Origin of the sequence: Paraburkholderia atlantica (assembly GCF_000092885.1) — a bacterium.
GTDB classification, from domain to species: domain Bacteria; phylum Pseudomonadota; class Gammaproteobacteria; order Burkholderiales; family Burkholderiaceae; genus Paraburkholderia; species Paraburkholderia atlantica.
Genome location: NC_014119.1, coordinates 162,064 through 187,717 on the forward strand (window position 1 = coordinate 162,064; position 25,654 = coordinate 187,717).

A 25,654-nucleotide genomic window follows, 5' to 3' on the forward strand; every position below is an offset into this window, starting at 1 on the left:
TGTACGGCGCGCTAGCGCGATTCTCTACTGCGACCATGCGCCGCCAGCTACCGTTTAAATAAAATGAAAAGCAAAGCTCCCCTTTTTTCACGGCGATAGGGCTCTCGCCTGTCTGCCCTGGCGGTTGGTTGCGCGTGCGCCTCGTAGCCAGGCGGTTCCGGCCCGTCAGCGGCCCTCATCCTCTTTTCTGGTCGATGCGACGGTGCGTCACCTCCCATCGGCCGCTCGCTAGGCAAGCATGCAGCATCGATTCACGCGATCGTTCGACCGCATGGCGGCATCATGCCAACGGTAAGGAAACGGTCAGCCCGCGTGCTAACACTTGCCGAACGAGAGGAAATCTCGCGCGGCATTTATGCAGGCGTTTCAATCCGTGAGATCGCAGCCAGTCTCGGTCGGTCTCCGTCGACGATCAGCCGTGAAATAGCACGCCACCGCGGGTTGAGCCGATACAGAGCCACTTCAGCAGATGCGAGAGCCTGGGAACTCGCGAAGCGGCCGAAACCGTGCCGCTTGGCCGTCAACGACAAACTGTGCCGATTAGTCGCCCGCAAGCTGCAATTGAAATGGGCGCCACAGCAGATCGCAGGCTGGTTGAAACTGCAGTATCCCGATGATGAAACCATGCAGGTCTCGCACGAAACGATTTACCGCAGTCTGTTCATTCAGGCCCGTGGAGTACTCAAAGCGGAACTGATGAAGCACCTGCGCACGCGCCGGATGATGCGTCGTTCGAAGAAAGCGTCAGCAAAGGGACAACCGCGCGGACAGATAATCGATGCGGTATCAATCCGCGAGCGGCCCGCCGAAGCTGAAGATCGAGCGATTCCGGGCCACTGGGAAGGCGACTTGCTCAGCGGCTCGAACAACACACACATTGCGACTCTGGTAGAGCGTCATTCTCGCTTCACCATTCTCGTGAAGGTAAAGGGCAAGGACACCGACAGCGTCGTATCGGCGCTGAGCAAACAGGTCCGCAAACTGCCTGCAGAGCTACGCAAATCGGTCACATGGGACCGAGGAATGGAACTCGCACAGCACAAGGAATTCACAATTGCCACCGACGTGCAAGTCTACTTCTGCGATCCGCAAAGCCCGTGGCAGCGGGGCACGAATGAGAACACCAACGGACTGCTTCGCCAGTACTTCCCCAAAGGCACCACTCTGGCCAGCTACTCGCAAGGCGATCTGAACAAGATCGCCTTGCAATTGAACCAACGCCCCAGAAAGACATTGGGTTTCATGACGCCTGCAGATAAACTAAACGCCAGCATCGGTGTTGCATTCACCGGTTGAACCCGTCGCCGCTTTTTTTTAAATATCTCGCTCCATCTTCAGGCGAGCCACTTCGGCACGCAGCCGCGCCAGTTCCATCTGTTCCGGGCTCACAGGCTTCGTCCCTGCTCCCGCCAGCTTGCCTTCCCGGTCAGCCTTCACCCAGTTGTACAGCGTCTATTCAACCACCACCAGTGTCGCCGCCACCGCCGCCATGCTTTGTCCGGCCTTGACCAGTCGCACCGCTTCCATTTTGAACTCGAGCGTGTACTGCGCTCGCTTTGCCTTGCTCGTCATCGTTCTTCTTCTCCTTGCTTGAGTTTACCTGCTCAGCAAGGGGTTCGTTTTTCGGGGGCAAGCTCATGTGGCGACATCCTGGGCATTGCGGATACCGTAGAACGCGAATTCGTCGACCATGAGGCGTGCAACGATTTGCGTCTTGCCTGCAATCTGTAACCCGGTCTTCTGCGCTAGCAGTTCCTCCCGACGAGGAAGGTGAAGAGCTTGATCTGCTGGCGATCAAGCACGTCATGCACATCACGCAGCCATTCATATTCATTCTCGTTGTACCTTTGAGCCTCGTCGCAGAACAAAAGCACCGCGCTGCTTCCGGAGCGTGCGGCGGCCTCGCGAATACGAAGTGACAGGCGGGAGCGTTTGGCCGAGCTGGTACCGGCGTTTGGCGCGTGATCGCCTACTGCCTCTCCGTGCGCGCTTTCCTGGCTGACGGCACCGAACTGGGCGTACTTGAGGCGCAGGGGGCATGGCGCGTGGTACCGCACAAGGTCGCGTATGTGCGAGCCAGTATATCCCGGCAAACGTGAAGACAGCCGGCTGGCAATCGTGCCGAAGAACCGTTCGATATAGGGCCGCTCGTCTGGGCTGTGTTTGGGTCCAGCATCAGCCAGGCAGCCGACGAACTCACACAACGCCGTCATCGTCTCGTTTGCGAGGTTGGCCTTCGCGTTGTCGAGCCTGATCCACTCCCAGGTGACATACGCCAGTTCGGGCATGTGCCCGGACGGAAAGCCGTCGTGTGGACCGTACGCGAGGCCTGGTATGGTGAACGTTCGTGGGCGATGAGGCGTCAGTGCATTCTCGATGGTCTTGACGACGTCGTAGCGGCTGTACTCCCCGAGTGCAATGTGATAGCCAAGTACCGCACGGGTGCAAACGTCGATGATCACAAGCAGCCACACTCGTTCCATCTCGAATTCGTGCACGAAGCCGAGCGGATCGCGAACCACCACCTTGAGACGAACGTCCAGCCGGTGACCGTCGAATTCGACGACCTGATATGGCCGGCTTGCCGCGGGTGGGCCAGTATCGTCAACGCGAGGCAAGCCCTTGAGATGCGTGGCGCCCGCTGAGCGTGCCGCTGTGCCGAAGCTTCGCAGCATTTCTGCCTTCAACCGTCGCGAAAGCGAGCGGATCGCATGGTCCGCTGTGTTCAGCGGATAGTCGGCCGCGGTCAAGCCGACCGAGCGGCATTGGCGCAGGAAATTGCCGTGCAGCGATTGCAGGCCGCGCAGGCGCGTGCGTAGGTGCCCGTCAGTATGGACCTGCTCGAGCAGGCCGGGCGGACGCGCGGGCGACGCCCGCGGTCATTGAAACGTTGCTCGCGCATGCCGGTGTCGCGGGCTTAGGTCTACGCGGCAAGCCGCGGGCTGCAGGACTGGTTGAAGAACCGCGTCGCCTCGCGCGTCTCGGATGCGCCGCGACGCTTTGCGGAGGTGTCATATGCAAACGGACAAAGTGATGGAGTATCACGGCTACGAGATCCGGCCGATGGTAACCCCCACGGAGACGGGTCGCTACGCGGCGGCGGCAATTGTCACCGACCGGGCCGGCGATACACGCACGCTCGGCGTCGATGTGGACTTTGCCAACGCCCAGGAGGGTCGCGACGAAGCACTCGAGCTTGCTATCGCATGGATCCAGCAACGCTCGGTTGTTTCGGACCGGTATGTTCGACGGATCTAGCGCGCCGGTCAGCAACCTCTGGCCGGACGCGAGTCGGACACCTGTCGATCCGCTTCTGGTTCGATATCCCGAGCCGCTTGGGCTCAACTCACCGCGAGGAAAAGAGAATGACGGACACCGCTGTCATCGATCCCGCCGAAGACGCGCTCTATGAACGCATCAGGATCCTGCTCTTTAGCGCGGACCTGCCGGCGCAGCGTTTGGAATCCGATATCGACGATATCGGACGCTTCACCGCGCCGGACGTCCGTTCATCGCAACTGCGCCTCATTGAGGTCATGCCGCCGCTTGCACCGGCAGCCGAAGCAATTGTGCGGGCCATGATCCGTGCATATGGCACTGAACTGTTTGGGCGCGGCAGTGCGAATTCCGCGCTGCGAGCCATGATCAAGGCCGGACCTGTCAGGTTTGGACAGACCGCGTTGACGTTGGGGCCTGACGCGCCGTTGCCAGAGCGTGTCCGTCCGCTTGTCGCGGAGATTAACCGGATTTTCGAGCGCTACCCCGAAAGCGGCTTCTCGCACGCCCGATACTTTCTTTCGGCAATTGGCTTGCCGGTCGGCCGCGACAGGCTCCCGCAAGTACACCGCTCGGTCCAACGCGGCCGGAACCTTGAGGGTTCGCCCGATTCGCGAGTTGCCCTCAACAACCCTGAACTGCGCGTCTTTCGTTCAAGTATCTAACGTGTCAGCCGACGGCAGGTGCCAGCCTCGGTACAGCGCGAGCGAAAGCTGGCCAGGTTGGCCCCACACCACCATCCCAAGCGCATCCGTACGTAGCGTGCCGGGCAGAATCCTGGAGAGATCGGTGCCGATAAGTTGCGCGATCGTCGCACGCATAGGGACGCTCGGGTGCGAACAGCGACTCGATACCGTGGGTTAGTCATCCGACGCTCACCTCATGAAAGACAGTGCGCGGTACTATCTTCGTCGGCCCGTCACGTATACGCCTGTCCCATGGAACTGAAGCAGATCCAGTACTTCATCGCGCTTTTCGAAGAAGGCACCGTCACGCGCGCCGCCAGGCGGCTCAACATCGCGCAACCGGCGCTCAGCATGCAGATCGCCAAGCTCGAAACGGAGATCCGGCAGAAGCTCTTCGAGCGGGGGCCGCACGGCATGGCGCCGACCGAAGCCGCACGGTTGATGTACCGCCTTTACACGCCGATCATGCGCGACATCGATCACGCACGCGAGCACCTGAGCCGTCGCGATGTCATCGTGACAGGCCGCGTGTCGCTGGGAATGGTGTCGTCGGAGGCGCAGAGCGTATTGCCCGAATCGCTCGCCCGATTCGATGCGCTTTTCCCGCAAGTCGAAGTCTCCGTCGCCGATGGCTTCAGCGCGCAGCTGATCGACGCTGTCGAATCGGGCCGGCTCGATGCCGCCATCATCAACAAGCCGCGCGGACGGCTGACGCTCCACGTAGAGCCGTTGCTGGTCGAGGAAATGGTGCTGGTGACGAGCGTGGAGCACGGCCCAAAGCTGCCCGACGAGATCGATCTCACGCAGCAGTCGGACATCGAATTCGTGTTGCCCACGCGCCGCAACGGCCTGCGCGGCGCGCTCGATGCCGCGCTGATGGCGGCTGACGTCGTCATCAAGCCGAAGTTCGAGATCGATCTGCTCAGCACCATCGTGCAGTTCGTCGAGCAGAGCGGTGTCGCGACCATCCTGCCGCGCGTCGTCGTGCAGGCGAAAGTGGACGAAGGGCGCTTGCGCGCACGCACGATAGCGTCGCCGCAGATCGTGCGCCACATCATTCAGGTTACCCACCCGAAGCGGCCGATCGGACCGGCCGCCCAGGCGCTCATCACGATTATCACTGAAGAGATAAAGCGCGTGACGACGGGTGTTTTGGGGAAACAGGCGCCTTAGCGGCCACGTTCCAACGGTTCGCGCGCACGGCTCGGAACGTCGCTGCGCGTGCCGAACAGCGTGTCGCAGATCGGGAACGTGAGGTTGAAGTTCTGTGTCGCCATCACTTCGGGATCGTGGTGTGTGGCGTGCAGGCGCCGCACTGTGTTGACGAACGGAACGCGGTCGAGCAACGGGCTGTCGGTGACGTGTGAAAGCGTATGCAGGCCCTCGTACATCAGAAAGTACGCCGCCATCGTGAGCAGCGCGATGTAACCTGCGTTGCGGGAGAATACGAACCCAATCACGAGCGCGAACGGCACGGCCGCCAGCACGAACGCAACCGGCGCAAAAGGCGGAAACAGCAGTGCGCGCCAATGACGGTGGCCCTTGTATTCAAGCGTCACATGCGTGAAGAACCGGTGATGGACGGCGCAGTGGCGCTTGTAGATCATGCTGAAATACTTCGTCGGACGATGCAGGACGTAGCGGTGCGCCGCCCATTCCGCCCAGTTGCCGAACAGAAAGAGCGGAATGACCGCCAGCCATTCGGCAAGCGTCGGTGCATGAAGCTGCATCAGGCAATACACGATCACGCCGCCGGTGAAGAGCAATGTGAAGCCGAGGTGCATTTCGCCGCGATACCACCATGGCGTGGCATTGACATACTCGTCACGGAACTTGTAGGAACGCGCACGAACGTCTTCTTCGTATTTCATCGATGTCTCCGGTTATAGTGAAAGGCGTGCGCCCGTTGGCGTCCGCCGTTACGTCCAATGACTCAGGATCGACTGCGCGCGGAACCGCCTTCGAGCTTGCCGAGCGTCTCGGGCACCACGAACGCGCCCACGAGAAAGATCACGCTGATCGCACCGACGAAGATCGCGAGCGTCGACGGCAACTGGCCCGCGTCCTTCGCGACGAGGGAAACGAAGGTCGGCATCATTCCGCCGATCGCGAAGCCGATGTTCCACGACAGACCCGTGCCGGTCGCGCGGATCGCGGTCGGGAAGCGTTCGTTCAGGAAGATCAGCACGGGCGCATAGCCGGCGCTGCCGAGCGCGGAAAGCAGCACCGCGTAGACGCCGACCATCGTGATGCTTTGCGCCGTCGGCAGCAGCAGGAACAGCGCTGGCATCGCGATGAGCCGGATGATGCCGATCCAGATAAACGCGCCCTTGCGTCCGATGAACGTACTGACGTGCCCTGCCGCGACCGAAGCGATCACCACGGCCACGCTGCAGATCATCAGGATCGCGGCGGCGGCGCCGTTCGGCGCATGACTCACGACTTTCAGGAAGGTCGGCAGATAGCCTGATGTGAGGTAGTAGCCGCTGCCGCCGCCGATAGTCAGCAGCAGATTGACGAACAGCACGCCGCGATATTCCCGCGAGAACAGCGTGCGGATCGGCGAGCGCGCCTTATCGGCGTTGACGATCTTCTTCTGTTCAGCGGCTTTCGCAGCTTTTTCCGCGGCGAGCTTCTTCCAGAGCGGCGATTCTTCCAGACCATTGAACACGAACAGACCGAGCACCGAACTCAGGATGCCTGTGAAGAACATGCAACGCCAGCCCCAGGCGTCGAACGCATCGCCGGGAAAGATCGCGGACATCGCCAGATACGTGAGCGATGCGAGCAACGCGCCGAGCCCGGCCCCGCCCCCACCGATGAGACCGGACACCGCGCCGCGATACTTCGGCGCGACGGATTCGGTGCCGATCGTATGCGTCGACGCCACCACGCCGCCGACGAACACGCCCTGCACGAGACGCAGCAGCAGAAACAGGACCGGAGCCACGAGCCCGACCTGGGCGACCGTCGGCAGCGCGCCGAAGGCCGCCGTCGAAAGCCCGACGCCGACGACCGCGACGATCATCGCACCCTTGCGGCCATGACGGTCGGCATAGGAGCCGAACAGCGCAGAGCCGAGCGGGCGCATCAGCAGCGTCACCGCGAAGGACGCGTACACCGCCGCGAGCGAGAGCATCGCATGTTCGGACGGAAAGAACAGACGCCCGACAACCGGCGCCACATACAACAATACGAACAGGTCGAACAGGTCGAGGGCCCAGCCGAAGCATGAAGCCATCACAGCGCCCATCACCTGGCGCTGATTGACCGGAAGCACGGTGGCCCCGTCATGCGCTGCTACAGCCATTTGTATCTCCTTGTGTGTCACAGGCGCGCTTTGTTGGACGCGCGCTCTTGTCGAGGTTGAAAAATCGTCAGTGCGCGGAGGCGAAAGGCGATGCCACGCTCGCCCGTCGCTGGGCGACCATCGCATCGGCGATCTTCTCGGCGATCATGATGGTCGGTATGTTCGTATTCGCCGATGGCAGTCGCGGCATCAGCGATGCATCCACGACGCGCAGCCCGCGCGTGCCTCGCACGCGGCCTTCGGTATCGGTGACCGCGTCGAGGTCCTGCGCGCTGCCCATGCGGCACGTGCCGCTCGCATGCCATACGCCGAACACGTTCGCGCGGATGAAATCGGCGAGCGCGCGCTCGTCGTGGATCAGCGAAGTCATCTGCAGGCCGCGCGTGAAGAAGCGTTCGATCAGCAGACGCCGCAGCGGCGCGGGCGTATCGAGCAGCACGCCGAGGATCGAAGTCAGAAGCGCATTGCCTTCGCCGACCTTGCTCAGCGCCTTCACGCGCGGTGAGAACGCGGCCGGGAAGAAGTCACGTGAATCGCGGCCGAGACCGGATGCGTCGACGACGCGCGCCAGCATCCGCACGCCGGCGGCGAGCCGCTGCAAATCGCGTTCGTCGTCGAGCAGATTCAGATCGACGCGCGGCGCAACGGCCGCATCGGGCGATGCCAGTTGCACGCGGCCTCGCGAATACGGCCGGTTGCACCAGAGGAAAAAGAGGCCGAGCCGGTTGCCGAGCGCATGCCACGCGGCGCGCGTCGCGCTCGACAGATACAGGTCCGACTCGTCGCAGCCCGCGACGCCCGAACTCATGCGCGCGGCCATCATGCTCGCGCGGCGGCGTGCGAGCGGCATGCGAAAGCGCGGCTCGAGAAAATGACAGAAGGTGAGCGACGGATGATCCTGCAGATTGCGTCCGACGCCCGGCACGTCGGCCACACACGGAATACCCATCGCCACGAGTTGACGCGCATCGCCGATACCGGCGCGCATCAGCATCGCGGGCGACTGCAACGCGCCCGCGCTCAGCACCACTTCGCCCGCATCGAAATGCACGCGCTCGCCGTTCGCCGCAATCGCGACGACACCGCGGGCCGTCGCGCCTGCCATCACGATGCGTTCGACACGCAGATTCGAATAGATGCTGAGATTCGTGCGCTTGCGCGTGGCTTCGTCGAGGTAGGCGATCGCTGTCGACACGCGCTTGTCGTCGATGTTCGAGAACGCGCCCGGAAAGAAGCCGTCGCCGAATTCGCCATTCTGGTCCTGGAGTTCCGCGAAGCCGTTCGCGCGCAAACCCTTCGCGAATGCGTGGCAGAACGCCGGCCAGTCCTTGGGCATGATCCGGCGGATCGGCACCGGTCCGTCGCTGCCGTGCAATTCGCCGCCGGGAAAGTTCACGTCGCGTTCGAGCTTGCGAAAGTACGGCAGCACATCGCGCCACGACCAGCCTTCGGCGCCGTTCGCAGCCCATTCGTCGTAGTCGCGCGGCAGGCCGCGATTGGCCGATTGCACGTTGATGCTCGAACCGCCGCCCATCACGCGGCCCTGTTCATAGACGCGCGGCGCGGCGTGCTGCGTGGCCTTCGCTTTCAGATCGGGCCAGATGTACGCGTCGCCGCAGAAGACGGGCATCGGATAGCTGTCGAGAATCGCCGCGGGCACCGCGCCCGGCGGCGTATCGGCGCCCGCCTCGATCAGCGCGACGCGCACCGACGGCGCCGCCGACAGTCGATGCGCGAGCACGCATCCGGCCGAGCCGCCGCCTACGATCACGTAGTCGAAGCGATTCATCGCGTTGTCTCCTCTGGTCTCGTCCGCCGCGCGGCGTGTCAGGTATCAGCTGCCGCGAAACACCGGCTTGCGCTTGCCATGAAACGCTTCGACGCCTTCGCGGAAATCGTCCGACGAGCGCAGACGGCTATAGCAATGGCCTTCGAGTTCGATCGCGATCGACAAGGGCGCGTCTTCCGAATCGTTCAAGAGCTTCTTCGCGGTGCGTTGCGCGAGCGGCGAGAACGCGCGCAGTTCGTCGACGAGCGCGTCCGTCGCCGCTTCGAGTTCGGCGTCCGCGACGAATTCGACCGCGATGCCCCACTCGTACGCCTGCTCGCCAGGAATGCGGCGCGAGCGCATCACGATGTCCTTCGTTCGGCCGATGCCGACCATCGACTGCAAACGCGCCGAGCCGCCCGAGCCGGGAATCTGGCCCAGCTTCTGCTCCGGCAGCGCATAGAAGGTCGTATCGGTGACGATCCGGAAATCGCACGCCAGCGACAACTCGAAGCCCACGCCGAAGCAGAAGCCGCGATTCGCCGCAATCACCGGCTTCGAGCAGCGCGCGGGCGCCGCGATATTCCACGCGAGCTTCGACACGTGTTCCGGCGATGCTTCCAGAAAGCCCTTGATGTCGCCGCCGCTCGAAAAATGCTCGCCCTTCGCACGCACGACGATCACGCGCACGCGATCGTCCTCGTCGAGGGCTTCGAACACGGCGCGCAACTGATCGCGTGCGTGCATCGAAATGACGTTGAACGGCGGCCGATGCAGGATGATGTCGGCGCGCTCGCGCTGCGCGTCGATTTCGACCGAGAAGCCGTCGAGGTCTTGCAGCAGCGTCTGGCCGCGATGGGTGAGATCACTCATTGTGGGTTACTCCTTGGTGGTTGCTGTAGGTTGCGCGGGCAGGGCGTTTGAATCGGGCGTGTACTCGCCCGCTTGCAGCTTGCGGCGCAGGATCTTGCCGACCGGCGACTTCGGAATGTCGTCGACGAACACATAGTCGCGCGGGCGCTTGAAGTTGACGAGGTCCGACTGGCGGCACCATGCATCGAGCGAGTCGGCATCGACGTACTCGCGGCGCTTGATGAACGCGACCACACGTTGCCCCCAGCGCTCGTCCTTGACGCCCGCGACCGCGACTTCATCGACGGCGGGATGCAGCGACAGCACCGATTCGATGTCCACCGGTGAGATGTTTTCTCCGCCGCTGATGATCATGTCGTCGACGCGGCCCGTCACATACAGATCGCCGTCGCGGTCGAGATAGCCCGTGTCCCCGGTGAAGTACCAGCCCTCGCGCAGGCACTTCGCATTCGCGTCCGGACGATTCCAATAGCCTTCGAAGGCTTCGTCGCCGAGCAGGTCCACGATGATCTGTCCTTCTTCGCCGGCTTCGGCGATCGCATCGGGCGAGAGGGCATCGAGCTTGACGACGCGCAGCCGCGTATTGATGCCCGCGCGGCCCGCGCTGCCGGGCTTCTTTGTCGCGTCCTGGTCGATACTGAACGTGTAGACCTCGGACGAGCCGTAGTGATTGACGAAGAGCTCCGGCTCGAACGCGGCCGAAAGGCGTTTGAGCAGGCCGTCGTTCATCGGTGCGCCGGCGAAGCCGAGCTTTCTGACCGACGACGTGTCCGTGCTCGCGAACGCGCTGTCGGCGAGCAGATCGTGATAGAGCGTCGGCACGAGATAGAGGCAGGTGAGCGCGTGCTTCGAGATGCATTCGAGCGCGAGCTTCGCGTTCCAGCGCCGCACGCAGACGAACAGGCCATCGACGAGCGCCATCGCGAGCAGCGAGCGCACGCCCATCGTGTGATAGAGCGGCATCACGCCGAGCGTGCGTTCGCCGCGCCTGTAGAGGTTCTGCGCGACGTGCGCGAGCGCGCCCGCGCGTTCATGCCGATGCCGGCGCGGCACGCCCTTGCCTTTGCCCGTCGTGCCGGACGTGTAGAGGATCAGCGAGATGTCGTCGGCGGTGGCGTGCGTCGTGTCGGTCACGTCTGCGCTCCGCGTTCGTTCGACGATGAGCGCATCGAAGGCGGTGGTGCGGCCGGGCGCATCATCGAGTCCGACGCGCGGCACTTTTTGCGCGGCGGCGCTCTGCGCGACGGAATCCGCGCTGACGGGTTCGTAGACGATCGCCTTCACCCCCGCGTCGGTCACGCAGTAGTCGACTTCTTCCGGCTTCGCCCGCCAGTTGAGCGGCACGATCACGATGCCCGCGAACTGTCCGGCCCAATGCAGCGTCGCCATTTCCCAGCGGTTTTGCAGTACGACGAGCAGCCGGTCGCCGTGTTCCAGGCCCAGTTCGCGCAGGCCATCGGCGACATTGAGGATCATGCGATGCCACTGCGCGTAGGTCAGTTGCACATCGCCGTCGACGAGCGCGAGCGCGTTCGGACTGCGCTCGACGCTTTGCAGGAATGTACGTCCGAGATCAAGCATGTTCGGCCTCCTTCGCGCTTACCTCGGCCCGGCGGCGCGCCGCTACGTCGAGCACGGCGGCCACGATGGGCGTGTAGCCCGTACAGCGGCAGATATGACCCGAGAGCATCTCGCGCACCTGCTCTTCGGAAGGATCGGGCACGCGCCGCAGATAATCCGCGCACGACATCAGAATGCCCGCCGTGCAGAAGCCGCACTGCAGCGCGTGATGCCGCTGGAACGCCTGCTGCAGGTCGCCGAGCGTCTGGTCGGGCGCAAGGCCTTCGACGGTATCGATACGCCGTCCGTCGGCCTGCACCGCGAGCATCAGGCACGAGCGCGCCGCGACGCCATTGACCTGCACGGTACATGCGCCGCACACGCCGTGTTCGCAGCCGACGTGCGTGCCCGTCGCGCCCAGTTCGTGCCGGATGAAGTCCGACAGCAGTTCGCGCGGCTCGCAATAGCCGCTTCGTTCGCGGCCGTTCAGCGTCAGCGCGATGCGCCGCGCTTCGCCGTGCCGCATGATGGTGTCCGGTATCTTGCTCACTTTGCCTCCTCGATCACGCGCCATCCGAGTTGCCGGACCAGATTCCGGCGATATTTCGCGCTGATGTGCGCATCGTCCTGCGCGTTCAGTTTCCAGCTCAAATCGTTCAGTGCGCCGCGCAGGTCGTCGCCCCGCAGACGCGGCCATTGCTCCGTCACTGGCCGGTCCGCGACGCCGCCGACAGCAATGCGTATCGACTCGTCGGTGACCACGGCCGCGCACGCGACGATCGCGAAGTCGCCGTGCCGCGCGGAAAATTCGGCGAACGCGTAGCGCTCGCCTTCCTTGCGCAGCGGGAAGCGCACGGCTTCGACGAGTTCATCGGGCTCGCGCGCGGTCATCAGCATCCCCTGAAAGAAGTCCTGCGCCGCGAGCGTGCGGCGCCTCTTTCGCGAGCGCAGCATCACGTCACCGCCGAGCGCCGCAAGCACCAGCGGCAACTCCGCGCTCGGGTCCGCATGCGCGATCGATCCGCATACGGTGCCGCGATTGCGAATCTGAAAGTGCGAGATATGCGGGAAGGCCATCGCGAGCAGCGGCGCTTCGTCGGTGAGCGTGCTGCGCCATTCGACGCTGCCTTGCGTCGCCGCGGCGTTCACGACCAGATGCCGCGCCTGCTGGTCCACGCGCACGGCATCGAGTTCGGCGGTGCGCGAGATATCGACGAGCACCTTCGGCTGCGCGAGCCGCATATTGAGCACGGCCATCAGCGACTGGCCGCCCGCCAGTACGCGGGCGTCTTCGCCGTATTGCGCGAGCGCGTCGAGCGCGTCTTGCGCGGTCATCGCGCGCAGGTAGTCGAATGGTGCGGGCTTCATGCGTGTCTCCTGAAACGTGCAAGGAGTCTTGCGATCCACGATCCGTGCGCTTGCACGGGCTTGCCCGCCGCCTGCCGTCCGAGCGATTCGAACAACTGCTTGAGCACGACCTTCGCCGCGCCTTCGAGCATCCGGCCGCCGACCGCCGCAACCTTGCCTGACACCTGTGCTTCGTAGTCGTACGTGAGCCGCGTGCCGCTGCCTTGCGGCGTCAGTTCGACGAGACCGCTGCCGCGCGCGCTGCCGAGCGGCGAGATTCCCGCGCCGGCGAGTCGCAGGCGGCGCGGCGCATCGATCTCCGACAAGCCGATACGCGCCTCGAAACGCGCCTTGATCATGCCGACGCCGACGGTCACGTCAGCGCGATACTGGTTCGGCGCCGTCTCTTCGAGCGCGTGACAGCCGGGAATGACGTTAGCGAGTGCCTTCGGATCGAGCAGCACGGCGAACACGGCTTCGGGTGTCGCGGGCAGGTCGACCGCGCCCTGCGCCGTCAGTGCGCGACCGCCGCCTGGCGTCGCCGACTTCGCGGCGGGCGCTTCGCGATATTCCGGCCGCGACGGTTCAGGGTCGTCCATGCCGATCATCGCCATCACTCTGGGCGGCGTGAGCGGCAGGCAAATGTCTTCGACGCCGAGCGCGTCCGCCACCGCATTCGCGATGCACGGCGGCGTGCTCATGTTGTTGCCTTCGCCGAGACCCTTCGCGCCAAGCGGCGTGAAAGGCGAAGGCGTCTCCAGATGCACGATCAGCGGATCGGGCACTTCGCAGGTGGTCGGCATCAGATAGTCGGCGAGCGTGCCGGACTGGAAGCTGCCATCCGCGCCGTAGCGGAACTCTTCCATCAGCGCCGCGCCGAGGCCTTGCGCGAACGCGCCGCGAATCTGGCCATCGGCGAGTGCGGGATTGAGGAGGGTGCCGGCGTCGTGCACGGTCACATACCGGTCGATGCGCACGCGTCCCGTCGCGCGATCCACTTCGACGCCGCACATGTCGAACGCGAAGCCGTATGCCGCCGAGGTATTGATGCGGTCCTGTTCATCGGGCGCATCCATGTGCGGCGGCGACCAGAACACGGTTTCGCGCAGGCCCGGCTCTTCGCCTTCGGGCAGGAGCGCGGGCGCCCAGTGCGGCGCATTGCTCGCGGCACGCGAGAACGGCAGCGCGCGGTCTTCGGCGTCGTGCGGAAAGACGCGCGCGCCTTCGAAGCGCACGTCGCCGGGCGCGCAGTTGAACTGCTTCGCGAGCACGCGCGCGAGCTTGTCGCGCACGCGCGTCGCGGCGAGATGCACCGTGCCCGCCACCGCGCCCGCGAAGCGGCTCGAATAGTTGCCTGCCGCGACGGACCAGGCGTCCTTGTGCGTATCGAATTCGACGTTGACGACGATGTCCTTCGGATCGAGCCCGAGCACATCGGCGACGACTTGCGCGCACACGGTCATGTGGCCCTGGCCCGCAGGGGTCGATGCGATCGTGACGACCACGCCGCCGAGCAGATCGACGCTGACGGTCGCGCTCGCGATCGCGCCGTTCTTCGGCCCGGCTTTTTTCCGTGCGTCGGCTGGCATCACGGTCGTGATGTAGCCCATGTTCGATACCGAAGGCTCGACGATCGCCGCGAAGCCGATGCCATACAGCCGCCCTTCGCTGCGCGCGGCGTCGCGGCGCGCAACGAGTTCCCCGTATCCGCCTTCGTCGAGTGAACGGCGCAGCGCTTCCTGATAGTTGCCCGAATCGAGCAGGGCGCCCGCCGCTGCGCGATACGGGAACGCATCGGCGGGAACGAAGTTGCGGCGATACACGTCGAGCACATCGAGCTTCAGTTCGATCGCGATACGCTGGATCAGCCGCTCCAGCGCGAAGTACACCTGCGGGCCGCCGAAGCCGCGCACGAGCCCCGTCGGTGTCTTGTTCGTCAGCACGACGCGATTGCGCACGATCAGATTCGGGATCGCGTATGCGCCCGTCAGGCAGCCGTGCATCCGGTAGAACGTCGCCGGCTCGGGCGCGCGCACGTAGCCGCCGACGTCTTCCAACTGATCGTAAGACAGCGCGACGATCCGGCCATCGGCTTCGACTGCCGCTTCTATGGTTGAAACACGCGCCGTCGCCGATGTCGCCGCGCTCAGGTGTTCGAGCCGATCCTCGACCCACTTCACCGGCGCGCCGGCCTTGCGCGACGCGAGGCACATCAGCACGACATACGGAAACACCGCCTGCTTCACGCCGAAGCTGCCCCCGGAATCGCGCGGGGCCTTATGACGCAGCCGATTGGCAGGCACGTTCAACGCCATCGCCATGACGGCGTGCAGCGAGAACGGCCCCATGAAATTGGACGTGACGTCGTAGCCTTCTTCGCCCGAAAGATACTCGGCGATGACCACGCCGCACTCGATCGGCGCGCAGGTGTTGCGCGGATAATGCGCGACCAGCTTCACACGATGCGGCGCGCGCTCGAAGGCCGCTTCGGGCTCGCCGTAGCGGAAATGCCGGTCGCTGATGACGTTGCTGCCGACGCGTTCGTGCAGCACCGGCGCGTCGTCCTTCGCGGCCTGTTCGATCGACGTCACGGGATCGAGCATCGCGTAGTCGACCTTGATCAGATCGAGCGCGTCTTCCGCGAGCGCACGCGATTCGGCCATCACGACCGCGACCGGTTCGCCGACGTAGCGCACACGGTCCATTGCGAGCGCCCACTGTTCCATCGGCGATTTCACGCCGACGACGAACGGTCGCGACCACGGACGCAAATCGTCGCGCGTGAGCACGGCACGCACGCCCGCGAGTTTCGACGCGGCTTGCGTATCGATCGACAGGATGTCCGCGTGCGCGTGCGGCGAACGCAGAATCGCGGCGTGCAGCGTGCCCGGCTTGACAGCGATGTCGTCGCCATAGCGGCCACGGCCCGTCAGGATCGCCGGGTCTTCGAGGCGCTGCATCGAGCGTCCGATGTGACGCTGCGGTGCGCTCGCCGCGCGCACCTCGTTGCCGGCGACGCGCGCGTCCATGTCGGCGAATGCGGTTTCGCGCTGATTCATGACCTTACTCCTCACGTGCGGCGCGGCCGCCGAATTCATCGGCTAGACCGCTCCAGCGGCGCGCAATCTCGTCGTGCTCGATCTCGAACAGATCGAGAATGCGCCCGACCGTGTGATCGACCACGTCGTCGATAGTCTGCGGATGCGCGTAGAACGCGGGCACCGGCGGCATCACGATCGCGCCCATTTGCGTGGCGAGCGTCATGTTGCGCAGATGCGCGAGATTGAGCGGGGTTTCGCGCGCGACCAGCACGAGGCGGCGGCGCTCCTTGAGCATCACATCGGCGGCGCGCGTCAGCAGGTTGTCCGCGAAGCCGTTCGCGACGCCCGCGAGCGTTTTCATCGAGCATGGCGCGATCACCATGCCTTCGGTCAGAAACGATCCGCTCGCCACGGCCGCGCCGATATCACGCACGTTGTGCACGACGTCGGCAGCTGCTTCGAGGTCCCCGCGCGCGAGGCCGAGTTCCTGGGCGGCCGTCACTGCGCCCGACGACGACACGATGAGATGCGTCTCGTGCGTGCCGAGCCGGCGCAAGGCGGCGAGCAAACGCACGCCGATCACCGCGCCGCTTGCGCCCGAAATGCCGACGACGATGCGTTTCTTTCTTTCAGCCATGATCGCGTGACAGATAGGCGTCGAACGCGCTGTTGTCGGCGGCGACGAGTGCTTGCAGGTTGACCGTGTCCTGCCCCGGTATGCGCACGCGCGTGAACACATGCGCGGGGTAGACGACGGGGCGGGTCGCATCGAGACCCATCTTCGCGCTGACGCCTTGCAGATGCGACGGCGCATCGTCGGGCTGACCGACCGTCGTCGACGGATCGAGCGGCGAGCCTTGCGCGCCTGCTATCACGACGAGATCGCGGTCTGCCTGGAAGCGCGTCGCGATGGCCCATTCGATTTCGGCGGGATCGTGCACGTTCACATCGGTATCGACGACGACGACCTGCTTGATGTCGTAATGCGCGCCGAACGCGCACAGAATGACGTTCTTCGCTTCGCCTTCGCGCTGCTTGTCGAATTGCACCCACAGGTGATAGCGGCACACGCCACCCACCGACAGATGCACGTCCTTGACGGCGGGATGACTGCGCTGAAGATGCGCGAGCAACGTGGCTTCACGCGGAATCGCGCCGAGCAGCAGATGCTCCATTTCGGCGGGCACGATCGTATGAAAGATCGGATCGCGCCGATGGGTGACGGCCGTCACTTCGATGACTTCGCGTGCTTCCTTCGCGCTGTAGTACTTGGGAAATTCGCCGAACGGACCTTCCGGCTCGCGCACGTTCGGCAGAATGCGCCCTTCGATGACGATCTCCGCGAACGCCGGCACGTGCACGCCGTTCGTCACGCATCGCGCCACAGGCAGCGGCGCACCGTGCAGCGCGCCTGCGATTTCGAGTTCGTCGTGATCGATCGGCGTGATCGCTTGTGACGCGAGCATCGTCAGTGGATCGACGCCGATCGCGACGGCAACGTCGAGCGCGTCGCCTGCGGCTTCCGCGTCGCGCTGGAACGCGTAGAGATGACGCGGCAGCAGCAGGATCGCCATGCGATCGGGGCCGTGCACCTGAATGCGGTTGATCGAGACGTTCTGCACGCCGGTCCGCGGATTGCGCGCGATCACGAGACCGGCGGTGATGTACGGGCCGTTGTCGTGTTCGCTGTGCGTGGGAATGGGCAGCAGCGCGTGGAGATCGATGCCGCTCGTATGCACCACCTGCTGACAGGGCGCGTCTTCACGTTGAATCAGTTTCGATGCGAGCGGTGCCGCGGCCGCAGCGGAAAAACGCGCGAGCAACGCCGATTCTTCGACGTCCATCGCTTCGGCGATCCACGCGCGCTTCGACATGAAGCCGCTCACGACGGGAATCGCATGTCCGCGCGGCTGCGTGAAAAACGCAGCTTGTTCGCCGTCGAGGCGCTTTGCAACGGCGGCGAGTTCGTGCTCGAGCGCGACGGGCTTGTCCATCGTCGCGACCCGGCCGGTTTTCGCGAGATGCGCGAGCCAGTCGCGCAGCGACAGCGAGCCGGTGTCGGCGTGATCTCGTGCCCAGGTGAATGAGGGATTGCCGTGCGTCGCGGCATCGCGTGTGTTCATCAGCGTCTCCATCTGTGAGCGCTACCGTAGCAAGCGCATGGGATGAAGCGTAGCGAGATCGCGCCATAACATCTAATACTGTTTACTGATGCGACGAATCATTCGTCGTTATATCGGTGTTAGCCCGGATGACAGCGGTCTTACAGTTACGTATCAATAGACCGCTCACGCACGCCCGTACTGAAGGGGCGCACTACCAAAAGGGGCCCTGCACCGTCGATGAACGCAGGGTGATAATGTCACCGCGCCCCATTAGCATCGCTGATGCCCCCAAGGAACATGGACCTCAAGCAAATCCAGTACTTCATCGCACTATTCGAGGACGGCTCGGTCACCCGTGCCGCGAAGCGGCTGAACATCGTGCAACCGGCCCTGAGCATGCAGATCGCCAAGCTCGAGGACGAACTGCATCAACAGCTGTTCGAGCGCGGCGCGCACGGCATGGCGCCGACCGCCGCGGGACGGCTGATGTACCGCCTGTTTTTACCGATCGTGCGTGACCTTGCCCACGCGCGGCAGCAACTCGTGCAGCGTGATGAAGTGGTGACGGGGCATGTCGGCATCGGGCTGATCGCATCGGTGACGGAAAGCGTGCTCGCGGATTCGCTGTCGCGCTTTCACGCGCGTTACCCCGATGTCGAAGTCACCGTCGCCGATGGCTACAGCGCGACCTTCATCGACTGGGTGGCGGGCGGGCAGCTCGATGCCGCCCTCATCAACAAGCCGCGCGCGCGCTTGTCGCTCGACTCGCGCCCGCTGCTCGACGAAGAGATGGTGCTGGCCACCAGCGCCGCGCATGGCCCCGACTTGCCGCATGCAATCGAACTCGCGCAATTGCCCGAACTGGAACTCGTGCTGCCCACCAAACGTCACGGCCTGCGCGGCGTGCTCGACAGCGCCGCGCAACACGAGGACGTGCTGCTCGCGCCGCGCTTCGAGATCGACGTGCTTTCGACGATTCTCAAGCTCGTCGAGCACACGCGCTTTGCGACGATTTTGCCGCGCATCGTCGTCGAGCGCGCCGCGCGGCACGGCACGTTGCGCGCGTACCCGATTCTGGCGCCTCGCATCGTGCGGCATATCGTCTGCGTGAATCATCCACGCCGCCCGTTGAGCGCGGCGGCGGAAGCGCTGATCGAGATCATCGGCGACGAGTTGCACCGCGCGTCGAGCCTGTCGGGCGACGAGCCCTCACACACCATCAAGGAACGATCTTCATGAACGCACGACACTGGATTGCCGGCGAATGGACCGGCACGCCCAACATCGACAGCATCGATCCCGCGACGGGCGATGCCATCGGCCGGTTCGCCGACGGCGGATCGAGCGAAGCCGATGCCGCCATCGCCGCCGCTCGCCACGCGTTCGATCGCACGACATGGGCGCAGGACGCGCGCTTGCGCCAGGACGTGCTACTCGGCTGGGCTTCGGCGCTCGAAGCCGAACGCGACATGCTCGCGACGCTGCTCACGCGTGAAAACGGCAAGGCGATCGCGCAATCGCGCGACGAGATTGCCGGCGCGATATCGGAGGTGCGCTATTACGCGGGGCTCGCGCGCCATATTGCCGGGCACGTGCTCGAACCGGAACCGGGCACGATATCGACGATGCTGCGCGAAGCGGCCGGCGTCGCGGCGATCATCGTGCCGTGGAATGCGCCCGCCGTGCTGCTCGTGCGCTCGCTCGCGCCCGCTCTCGCGGCCGGCTGCACGGTGATAGTCAAACCGGCGGCGCAAACGTCGCTGCTCACGGCCGCGATGTTGCGCTGCTTCGAACACACGGCGTTGCCTGAAGGCGCGGTGAACCTAGTCAACGAACGGGGATACGCGGCCAGCCAGCGGCTCGTCGACTCGCACGGGGTCGACGTGGTGAGCTTCACGGGATCGACGGCGACGGGCAAGAAGATCATGGCGGCCGCTGCCGACAGCATGAAGAAGCTGTCGCTCGAACTTGGCGGCAAGTCATGCTGCGTCGTCTTCGACGATGCCGATGTCGCGGCGATCGCGCCGCGTCTCGCGCGCGCCGCGACGATCATCTCCGGGCAGCAATGCACGGCGGCGCGCCGGGTGCTGGTTCATGCGTCGCGCGCTGCGCAAATGCGCGAGCAGCTCGCGTCGGCGCTTGCGTCGCTGCGGGTCGGACCGGGCATCGATCCGGCGACGGATATCGGCGCGCTCATCGACGGCACCACGCGCGATGCGGTGGCACGGACGATCGAGCGCGCGTGCGGAACGGCCGAGCGTGTGCTGCTGCGAGGCACTTGCTCGGGGCACGCGTTTCTGTCGCCGACGCTCGTCGAGCATGACGATCCGAAGGCGTTCTTTTGCCAGGACGAGATCTTTGGCCCGTTCGTCACGCTGGAAGTCTTCGAGAACGAAATGGAAGCGATCGAGAAAGCCAACGACACGGTCTTCGGTCTCTCGGCGAGCGTATGGACGCACGACGGAGCGCGCGCATTGCGCGTCGCGCGTGCGCTGCGCAACGGCACGGTGTGGATCAACGACCACAACAAGCTTTTCGCCGAAGCCGAAACGGGCGGGTATCGCCAAAGCGGACTGGGTCGGCTGCACGGCTACGATGCGCTGGCGGACTTCACCGAGTTGAAGCACATCTGCATGCCGGCCGGCGTGGCGGAAGGTATCGCGCCGTTGCGGTGAACGACAGGGAGGCGAGTCAATGGATAGCGTGGATCTCGAAGTCCTGAAAAGCAGCGCGCGATGGCTGGCAGACGGGCATCGCGTGCTGCTGGTGACGGTGGTGAAGACATGGGGATCGTCGCCGCGTCCCGTGGGCGCGATGCTCGCGGTGCGCGCCGATGGGCAGGTGGTAGGGTCGGTGTCGGGCGGATGCATCGAAGACGATCTGATCGATCGCGTGCGGCAGCGAGGCATCGAACAGGAAAGTCCGCAGGTGCTGAAGTACGGCGTCAGCGCGCAGGAGGCGCATCGCTTCGGCCTGCCTTGCGGCGGCACCATTCAGCTCGTGCTGGAGCCGTTGACGCTCGCGAGCGGTATCGCCGGGCTGTGTGCAGCGGTGGAGGCAGGCAGGCTCGTCGCGCGCACGCTCGACATGGCGACGGGGGCTGCGCGCCTCGAACCCGCGCAGGCGACGGACGGCCTCCTGTTCGATGGGACGACGCTGCTGAGCATCCATGGGCCCCGTTACCGGATGCTGGTTATCGGCGCGGGACAGTTGTCGCGCTATCTGTGCAGCATCGCGGTGGGGCTCGATTATCAGGTCACGGTATGCGATCCGCGCGAGGAATATACGGTCGAGTGGAACGTGCCCGGCACGACCGTCGTTCGCGCCATGCCCGACGACACCGTGATGGACATGAAGCTCGACGAACGCTCTGCGGTGATCGCGCTGACGCACGATCCGAAGCTCGACGATCTCGCGCTGATGGAGGCGCTGAAAACGCCTGCGTTCTACGTGGGTGCGCTCGGTTCGCGTCGCAATAACGCGGCGCGGCGCAATCGCTTGAAGGAGTTCGACCTCACCGATGAAGAACTCGCGCGCCTGCACGGACCGGTGGGCATCTACATCGGCAGCCGGACGCCGCCGGAGATCGCCCTGTCGATACTGGCCGAATTGACGGCCGCGAAAAACGGCGTGTCGTTGCCGGAACTGCTGCGGGTCGAAGGCGCCAAGGCGGTCCGGGAGATGGCGGGCAACGCGGTGGGCTGTGACGCGTTGTAAGCGGAACCGATTTCACCACAGGCGTCGTAAGGCGAGCGGTCCATCGCTCAACTGCTGGCGCAGGAAATCCACCGCCACGCGCACCTTCGCCGTGGACGGCCTGCGCTGAGTCCCGTCGAGGTAAGTCAGTCGTTGTCGGCGTCGGGGGCTCCGGTATCGAATCCGGCCGCCTCGCGCAGCGCTTGCAGCATCGCCCGCGCACCCGGTGAGAGCCTGTCCCCGCGCCGTGTGACGATGCCCGCCGGCCCGAGCTTCAGATCGAGCTCGAACGGTAGCGGTTCGAGTGCGCCGGCAATGCAATACGGCCGCAGCGGCTCGCGCGCAAGCGGCGCGATCATATCGCTGATTTGCAGCAGACTCGTAATGACAGGCAGTGATGAGCTCTCGACCACATCCGTCGGCAACGCGAGCCGCCGTTCGAGAAAAAGTTGCGTGAACTGATTGCGCATCACGTTGCCCTTCGGCGGCAGGATCCACGTTTGCGGCGCCAGTTCGTTCCAACTAAGAGCCTTGCGCCTGGCGAGCGGATGGCCAACGCGCGCGAACAGCGCGTGCTGAGCTTCTGCGAGCGGGGCGTAGTGCAGTTCCGCCAGATCGTCCGGATTGCGGATTCGCGCGACGATCATATCCAGCTTGCCTTCCTGCAAACGCTGCACCAGCACCTCGCTGAACTCCATCTCGATGTTGACGCGAATCTGCGGAAAGCGCTTCTTGAGTAGCGCCACGGCCTGCGGCACGACGTTGGTGGCCGCCGTGACCTCCGTGCCGATCATCGCCTGCCCGGTCAGGCCGGCTTTGAGCGCGGACACTTCGTCGTACGCGTGCTGCAGCTCCGCCAGCACGCTGCGCGCATGGCGGATCAGCACCTCGCCGTACCAGGTGGGCTCGACACCGCGCGGATGCCGTTCGAACAATGGCACACCCATCGTCTCTTCCAGTTCCCGCAGCAACTTGGTCGCCCCGGGCTGGGTCATGTGCGCGGCGTCCGCCGCGCGCAATACCGAGCGATGGGTGTCGAGCTGAACGATCAGGGCCAATTGGCGCGTCTTCAGGCGCGTGGGGTCAAAGCGGCCCGGCGCGATGGCCCCCGCGCCGTCGTCCCGATGAAGTGCCGAACTCACGATGTCCCCTCCACGTATTCCGTATCGATATAGATCTTGCGTTATTTTTCATTATAAAAGCATATCGAACAATCCTACTATGCAGCAGTCGCCCTGCATTTCAAGGCGGGCGGTTTCCCATCATGGGCATCGAGACCGGCTGCATCCAGCATCCGCGCATGCAGCCGCACAGGAGGCGAAGAGGTAATGAACATCCGTACTGCAGACATCCCGCCGGAAGGCATCACCACCGACGAATTCCTCGGCCGCGTCGCCAAGGTCCGCAGCGCGCTCGACAAGGCGGGCCTGGTCGGCCTGCTTGCATTCGGCGATTGCTGGCGTGGCGCGAACATCGGCTACTTCACCGAGTTCCGCCCGCTCGACGGCGTATCGGACATTGCCAATGCGATCCTGCTGCTGCCGGTGGACGGCGACCCCGTGCTGTTCGTGTCGGATCAATGCTTCGATTACGCGACGAGCGTGACCGCCTTCGAGGTGCGCAGTCTGCGTGAAGTCACGCAACAGGTGCAGGCCTTTTCTGCGCGGCACCGCAGCGGCACGGTCGGCCTCGCCGGCGCCGCCTATATCCCCGCGGACCTGTTGCAGCGCCTGAACGCCGGTCTCGGCGAACTGAAGCTCGAACCGACGATGGTGATGGCCGAAATCAAGGCGATCAAGAGCGAGCCCGAGGTCGCGCTGATGCGCAAAGCCGCGGCCTTGACCGATTCGGCGATGGCCGCGATTCGCGACGCGCTCGCCGACGGCCGTCCCTACACCGAGCGCGAACTCGCTTTAATCGCCGACCGCGCGATGCTCGCGGGAGGCGCGGACCGGACCGCGTTCGATTCGATGGTGCAATCCGGTCCGCGCTCTGCGTATAACCTGGCGCGCCCCACCGACCGCATCCTGCAACCGGGCGACCTCATCATGACCGACATCGGTGCGCGTTATCGTGGGTACGTGGCCGACGGCGGACGCGGTTTTACCTACGGTCCGGCGAATCCAGAGAAGATGGCGATCGTCGCGGCAGCGGCGCGCGCGGTCGAAGCGGGGCTGGCCGCCGCGCGTCCGGGCATGGCGGCCCTGGAGTTGAACGCGGTGATCCAGCAGGCGCTGGTGAAGTCGAACTACGAGCAATACTCGAGCGAAGCGCGCGGCCATGGCACCGGTCACGGCACCGGCATGGACCCGGAAGAAGAAGCGCCGTGGATCGGGCCGGGCAACAGGACCGTGCTGCAGGAAAACATGGTCTTTACGCTGAAGGCGACGATCACGGTGCCGAACGTCGGCGGCCTGCGCACGGAACGTATCGTGCGGTTGACCTCGGGCGGCGTCGAAACGCTCGACCATTTCCCGATGGAACTGCACTGGTGAGCACAGTGAACTGATCGTAACGTGCGGGCGGCCCCGCGCCGCCGACACGCAGCAGTTCAAAACATAGATTCCCAGAGAAGGGAGGAGACGTGAAAACATCGCCCATTTCATCCGGCAACGCGCCGGTTATCAGCCGGTCGGCCGTCAACCGTGTGCTGGTCGCCTCGGTGGTCGGGACCGCCATCGAGTGGTACGACTTTTTTCTCTATGCCACCGCTTCGGCGCTGGTCTTCGCCAAGCTGTTCTTTCCCTCGTTCGATCCGATGGTCGGCACCATCGCGGCGTTCGGAAGTTTTGCGGTCGGCTATCTCGCCCGGCCCTTCGGCGCCGTGTTTTTCGGGCACTTCGGCGATCGCATCGGACGTAAGGCGACGCTCGTCGCGACGCTGACGATCATGGGCGTCGGCACCTTCGTGATCGGCCTGCTGCCGACTTACGCCTCGATCGGCGTCTGGGCGCCGATGCTGCTGGTCGCGATGCGCTTCCTGCAAGGGCTCGGCGTCGGCGGCGAATGGGGCGGCGCGGTGCTGATGGTGGTCGAAACGGCACCGGCCAGAAAACGTGGTTTCTTCGGCGCGTTCCCGCAATTGGGCGTGCCGCTCGGATTGATGCTCTCGACCGCCGTGTTCAACGCCGTCTCGAGTCTGCCGTCGCAGGCGTTCTATTCCTGGGGATGGCGCCTGCCGTTCCTGCTGAGCGTCGCGCTGATCGCGATCGGCCTGTTCATCCGCCTGCGCGTCATGGAGTCGCCGGTATTCGAACAGATCAAGGCGAGCAGACAGGTCGTGAAAGCGCCGCTGATCGAATTGCTGCGCCGGCATCCGAAAGACCTCGTGCTGACGATCGGCACGCGTTTCGCGGTCGACATCACCTTCAACGTGATCAACGTGTTCGTGCTGATGTACGGAACGACGCGGCTCGGCTTGTCGCGCGGACTGCTGCTGAACGCCATCATTGTGGGCTGCGTGGTTGCGCTGTTCACGCTGCCGCTGTTCGGCAAGCTGTCGGACGCGATTGGACGCCGGACCGTCTTCATGCTCGGCGCGGTATTCGTGACAATCTATGGATTCGCGTTCTTCCCGTTGCTCGAGACACGCAATCCGACCTTGATTTTCGTGGCGTACGTCTGCGGTATCGCGTTGAGCCAGGCGTCGGTTTACGGCGTGCAATCAACGTGGTTCGCGGAACTGTTCGGTACCCGGGTGCGTTACACAGGTGCTTCGCTGCCGTATCAGATCGCCGGCATCATCACGTCGGGACCGACGCCATTGATCGCCACCTATCTGTTCGCGACGTATGGCCAGACGCTGCCCATTTCGATCTATATCGCGGCGACAGCGTTGCTGAGCCTCGTGTGCGCGTTTTTCCTCGCTGAGACTTTCAAGCGCGATCTGTCCGCGGAGCCGGGAGATGAGGCGGCCGCGGCGCCGGGCGCGCGAGCGTCCGCGCCCTCGCCGCATCCTCTGGCGCGTTGAGTGCAAATCGATCCGGTTGCTG

General features: G+C 64.5%; 20 protein-coding genes and 4 pseudogenes. 9 read left to right on the forward strand and 15 right to left on the reverse strand.

Translation table 11 applies throughout. The annotated features are described in order from the left end of the window. Positions 1 to 216 precede the first annotated feature (216 nt). Positions 217 to 1,296 (forward strand): annotated as a pseudogene (locus tag BC1002_RS28355) (IS30 family transposase); the annotation flags it as partial. Positions 1,297 to 1,317: 21 nt separating this feature from the next. Here the strand turns inward: BC1002_RS28355 and BC1002_RS35760 are convergent. From BC1002_RS35760 to BC1002_RS39135, 3 pseudogenes are all read right to left on the reverse strand, one after another. Then, positions 1,318 to 1,572: pseudogene (locus BC1002_RS35760) on the reverse strand (transposase); the annotation flags it as partial. A gap of 66 nt (positions 1,573 to 1,638) precedes the next feature. Beyond that, positions 1,639 to 2,060: pseudogene (locus tag BC1002_RS39845) on the reverse strand (ATP-binding protein); the annotation flags it as partial. Further along, a pseudogene (locus tag BC1002_RS39135) lies at positions 2,052 to 2,849 on the reverse strand (DDE-type integrase/transposase/recombinase); the annotation flags it as partial. The pseudogenes BC1002_RS39845 and BC1002_RS39135, both read right to left, overlap by 9 nt. A gap of 166 nt (positions 2,850 to 3,015) precedes the next feature. On the opposite strand from BC1002_RS39135, the gene BC1002_RS28370 reads away from it, so the two are divergent. After that, a complete protein-coding gene (locus tag BC1002_RS28370) occupies positions 3,016 to 3,258 on the forward strand; it encodes a hypothetical protein (protein WP_013093421.1) in 243 nt (80 codons plus the stop codon). Positions 3,259 to 3,365: 107 nt separating this feature from the next. Further along, the gene (locus BC1002_RS28375) at positions 3,366 to 3,941 is read left to right on the forward strand and encodes a hypothetical protein (RefSeq protein WP_013093422.1); all 576 of its coding nucleotides are present in this window, start codon (positions 3,366 to 3,368) and stop codon (positions 3,939 to 3,941) included. On the opposite strand, the gene BC1002_RS38020 is transcribed toward BC1002_RS28375, so the two are convergent. Then, the gene (locus tag BC1002_RS38020) at positions 3,930 to 4,097 is read right to left on the reverse strand and encodes a hypothetical protein (protein ID WP_013093423.1); all 168 of its coding nucleotides are present in this window, start codon (positions 4,095 to 4,097) and stop codon (positions 3,930 to 3,932) included. The genes BC1002_RS28375 and BC1002_RS38020 overlap by 12 nt on opposite strands. Positions 4,098 to 4,214: 117 nt before the next feature. On the opposite strand from BC1002_RS38020, the gene BC1002_RS28380 reads away from it, so the two are divergent. Then, on the forward strand, positions 4,215 to 5,135 hold the full coding sequence (locus BC1002_RS28380) for a LysR family transcriptional regulator (protein ID WP_013093424.1): 921 nt from the start codon (positions 4,215 to 4,217) through the stop codon (positions 5,133 to 5,135). Here BC1002_RS28380 and BC1002_RS28385 read toward each other — a convergent pair. The 10 genes from BC1002_RS28385 to BC1002_RS28430 all read right to left on the reverse strand — a co-directional run bounded on the left by BC1002_RS28385 (position 5,132) and on the right by BC1002_RS28430 (position 17,984). Continuing rightward, positions 5,132 to 5,833 (reverse strand): sterol desaturase family protein, encoded by a 702-nt coding sequence (locus BC1002_RS28385; protein ID WP_013093425.1) that lies wholly within the window; start codon positions 5,831 to 5,833, stop codon positions 5,132 to 5,134. The genes BC1002_RS28380 and BC1002_RS28385 overlap by 4 nt on opposite strands. Positions 5,834 to 5,895: 62 nt before the next feature. Beyond that, entirely contained in the window at positions 5,896 to 7,272 is a 1,377-nt protein-coding gene (locus BC1002_RS28390) for an MFS transporter (RefSeq protein WP_013093426.1), read from the reverse strand. 67 nt (positions 7,273 to 7,339) lie between these two features. Further along, a complete protein-coding gene (locus tag BC1002_RS28395; protein WP_013093427.1) occupies positions 7,340 to 9,061 on the reverse strand; it encodes a GMC family oxidoreductase in 1,722 nt (573 codons plus the stop codon). A gap of 45 nt (positions 9,062 to 9,106) precedes the next feature. Beyond that, a complete protein-coding gene (locus tag BC1002_RS28400; RefSeq protein ID WP_013093428.1) occupies positions 9,107 to 9,913 on the reverse strand; it encodes an enoyl-CoA hydratase/isomerase family protein in 807 nt (268 codons plus the stop codon). A gap of 6 nt (positions 9,914 to 9,919) precedes the next feature. Continuing rightward, positions 9,920 to 11,494 (reverse strand): AMP-binding protein, encoded by a 1,575-nt coding sequence (locus BC1002_RS28405; protein ID WP_013093429.1) that lies wholly within the window; start codon positions 11,492 to 11,494, stop codon positions 9,920 to 9,922. Continuing rightward, positions 11,487 to 12,023, reverse strand: coding sequence for a (2Fe-2S)-binding protein (locus BC1002_RS28410; protein WP_013093430.1), 537 nt, complete (start codon positions 12,021 to 12,023; stop codon positions 11,487 to 11,489). The genes BC1002_RS28405 and BC1002_RS28410 overlap by 8 nt, the downstream gene beginning before the upstream one ends. Next, positions 12,020 to 12,841, reverse strand: coding sequence for an FAD binding domain-containing protein (locus BC1002_RS28415; RefSeq protein ID WP_013093431.1), 822 nt, complete (start codon positions 12,839 to 12,841; stop codon positions 12,020 to 12,022). Before BC1002_RS28415 ends, BC1002_RS28410 begins: the two co-directional genes overlap by 4 nt. After that, entirely contained in the window at positions 12,838 to 15,879 is a 3,042-nt protein-coding gene (locus BC1002_RS28420; protein WP_013093432.1) for a xanthine dehydrogenase family protein molybdopterin-binding subunit, read from the reverse strand. The genes BC1002_RS28415 and BC1002_RS28420 overlap by 4 nt, the downstream gene beginning before the upstream one ends. Before the next feature lie 4 nt (positions 15,880 to 15,883). Then, positions 15,884 to 16,498 carry a UbiX family flavin prenyltransferase gene (locus tag BC1002_RS28425; protein WP_013093433.1) on the reverse strand — a complete coding sequence of 205 codons (615 nt, stop codon included), beginning with the start codon at positions 16,496 to 16,498 and terminating at the stop codon, positions 15,884 to 15,886. Then, positions 16,491 to 17,984, reverse strand: coding sequence for a UbiD family decarboxylase (locus BC1002_RS28430; protein WP_013093434.1), 1,494 nt, complete (start codon positions 17,982 to 17,984; stop codon positions 16,491 to 16,493). The genes BC1002_RS28425 and BC1002_RS28430 overlap by 8 nt, the downstream gene beginning before the upstream one ends. 279 nt (positions 17,985 to 18,263) lie before the next feature. Between BC1002_RS28430 and BC1002_RS28435 the strand changes: the two genes are divergently transcribed. From BC1002_RS28435 to BC1002_RS28445, 3 genes are read left to right on the forward strand one after another with little or no spacing between them, the layout of a single operon-like run. After that, the gene (locus BC1002_RS28435; RefSeq protein WP_013093435.1) at positions 18,264 to 19,205 is read left to right on the forward strand and encodes a LysR family transcriptional regulator; all 942 of its coding nucleotides are present in this window, start codon (positions 18,264 to 18,266) and stop codon (positions 19,203 to 19,205) included. Next, the gene (locus BC1002_RS28440) at positions 19,202 to 20,641 is read left to right on the forward strand and encodes an aldehyde dehydrogenase family protein (protein WP_013093436.1); all 1,440 of its coding nucleotides are present in this window, start codon (positions 19,202 to 19,204) and stop codon (positions 20,639 to 20,641) included. Before BC1002_RS28435 ends, BC1002_RS28440 begins: the two co-directional genes overlap by 4 nt. Positions 20,642 to 20,660: 19 nt before the next feature. Further along, complete coding sequence (locus BC1002_RS28445; RefSeq protein WP_013093437.1) at positions 20,661 to 21,683, forward strand: XdhC family protein; 1,023 nt, start codon at positions 20,661 to 20,663, stop codon at positions 21,681 to 21,683. Positions 21,684 to 21,808: 125 nt separating this feature from the next. Here BC1002_RS28445 and BC1002_RS28450 read toward each other — a convergent pair whose 3' ends face one another. Next, complete coding sequence (locus BC1002_RS28450) at positions 21,809 to 22,804, reverse strand: LysR substrate-binding domain-containing protein (protein ID WP_013093438.1); 996 nt, start codon at positions 22,802 to 22,804, stop codon at positions 21,809 to 21,811. A gap of 186 nt (positions 22,805 to 22,990) precedes the next feature. Here BC1002_RS28450 and BC1002_RS28455 point away from each other — a divergent pair, with 186 nt between their 5' ends. Then, complete coding sequence (locus tag BC1002_RS28455; protein ID WP_013093439.1) at positions 22,991 to 24,157, forward strand: M24 family metallopeptidase; 1,167 nt, start codon at positions 22,991 to 22,993, stop codon at positions 24,155 to 24,157. A gap of 89 nt (positions 24,158 to 24,246) precedes the next feature. Beyond that, positions 24,247 to 25,632 carry an MFS transporter gene (locus tag BC1002_RS28460; RefSeq protein ID WP_013093440.1) on the forward strand — a complete coding sequence of 462 codons (1,386 nt, stop codon included), beginning with the start codon at positions 24,247 to 24,249 and terminating at the stop codon, positions 25,630 to 25,632. The last annotated feature ends 22 nt before the right edge of the window (positions 25,633 to 25,654 follow it).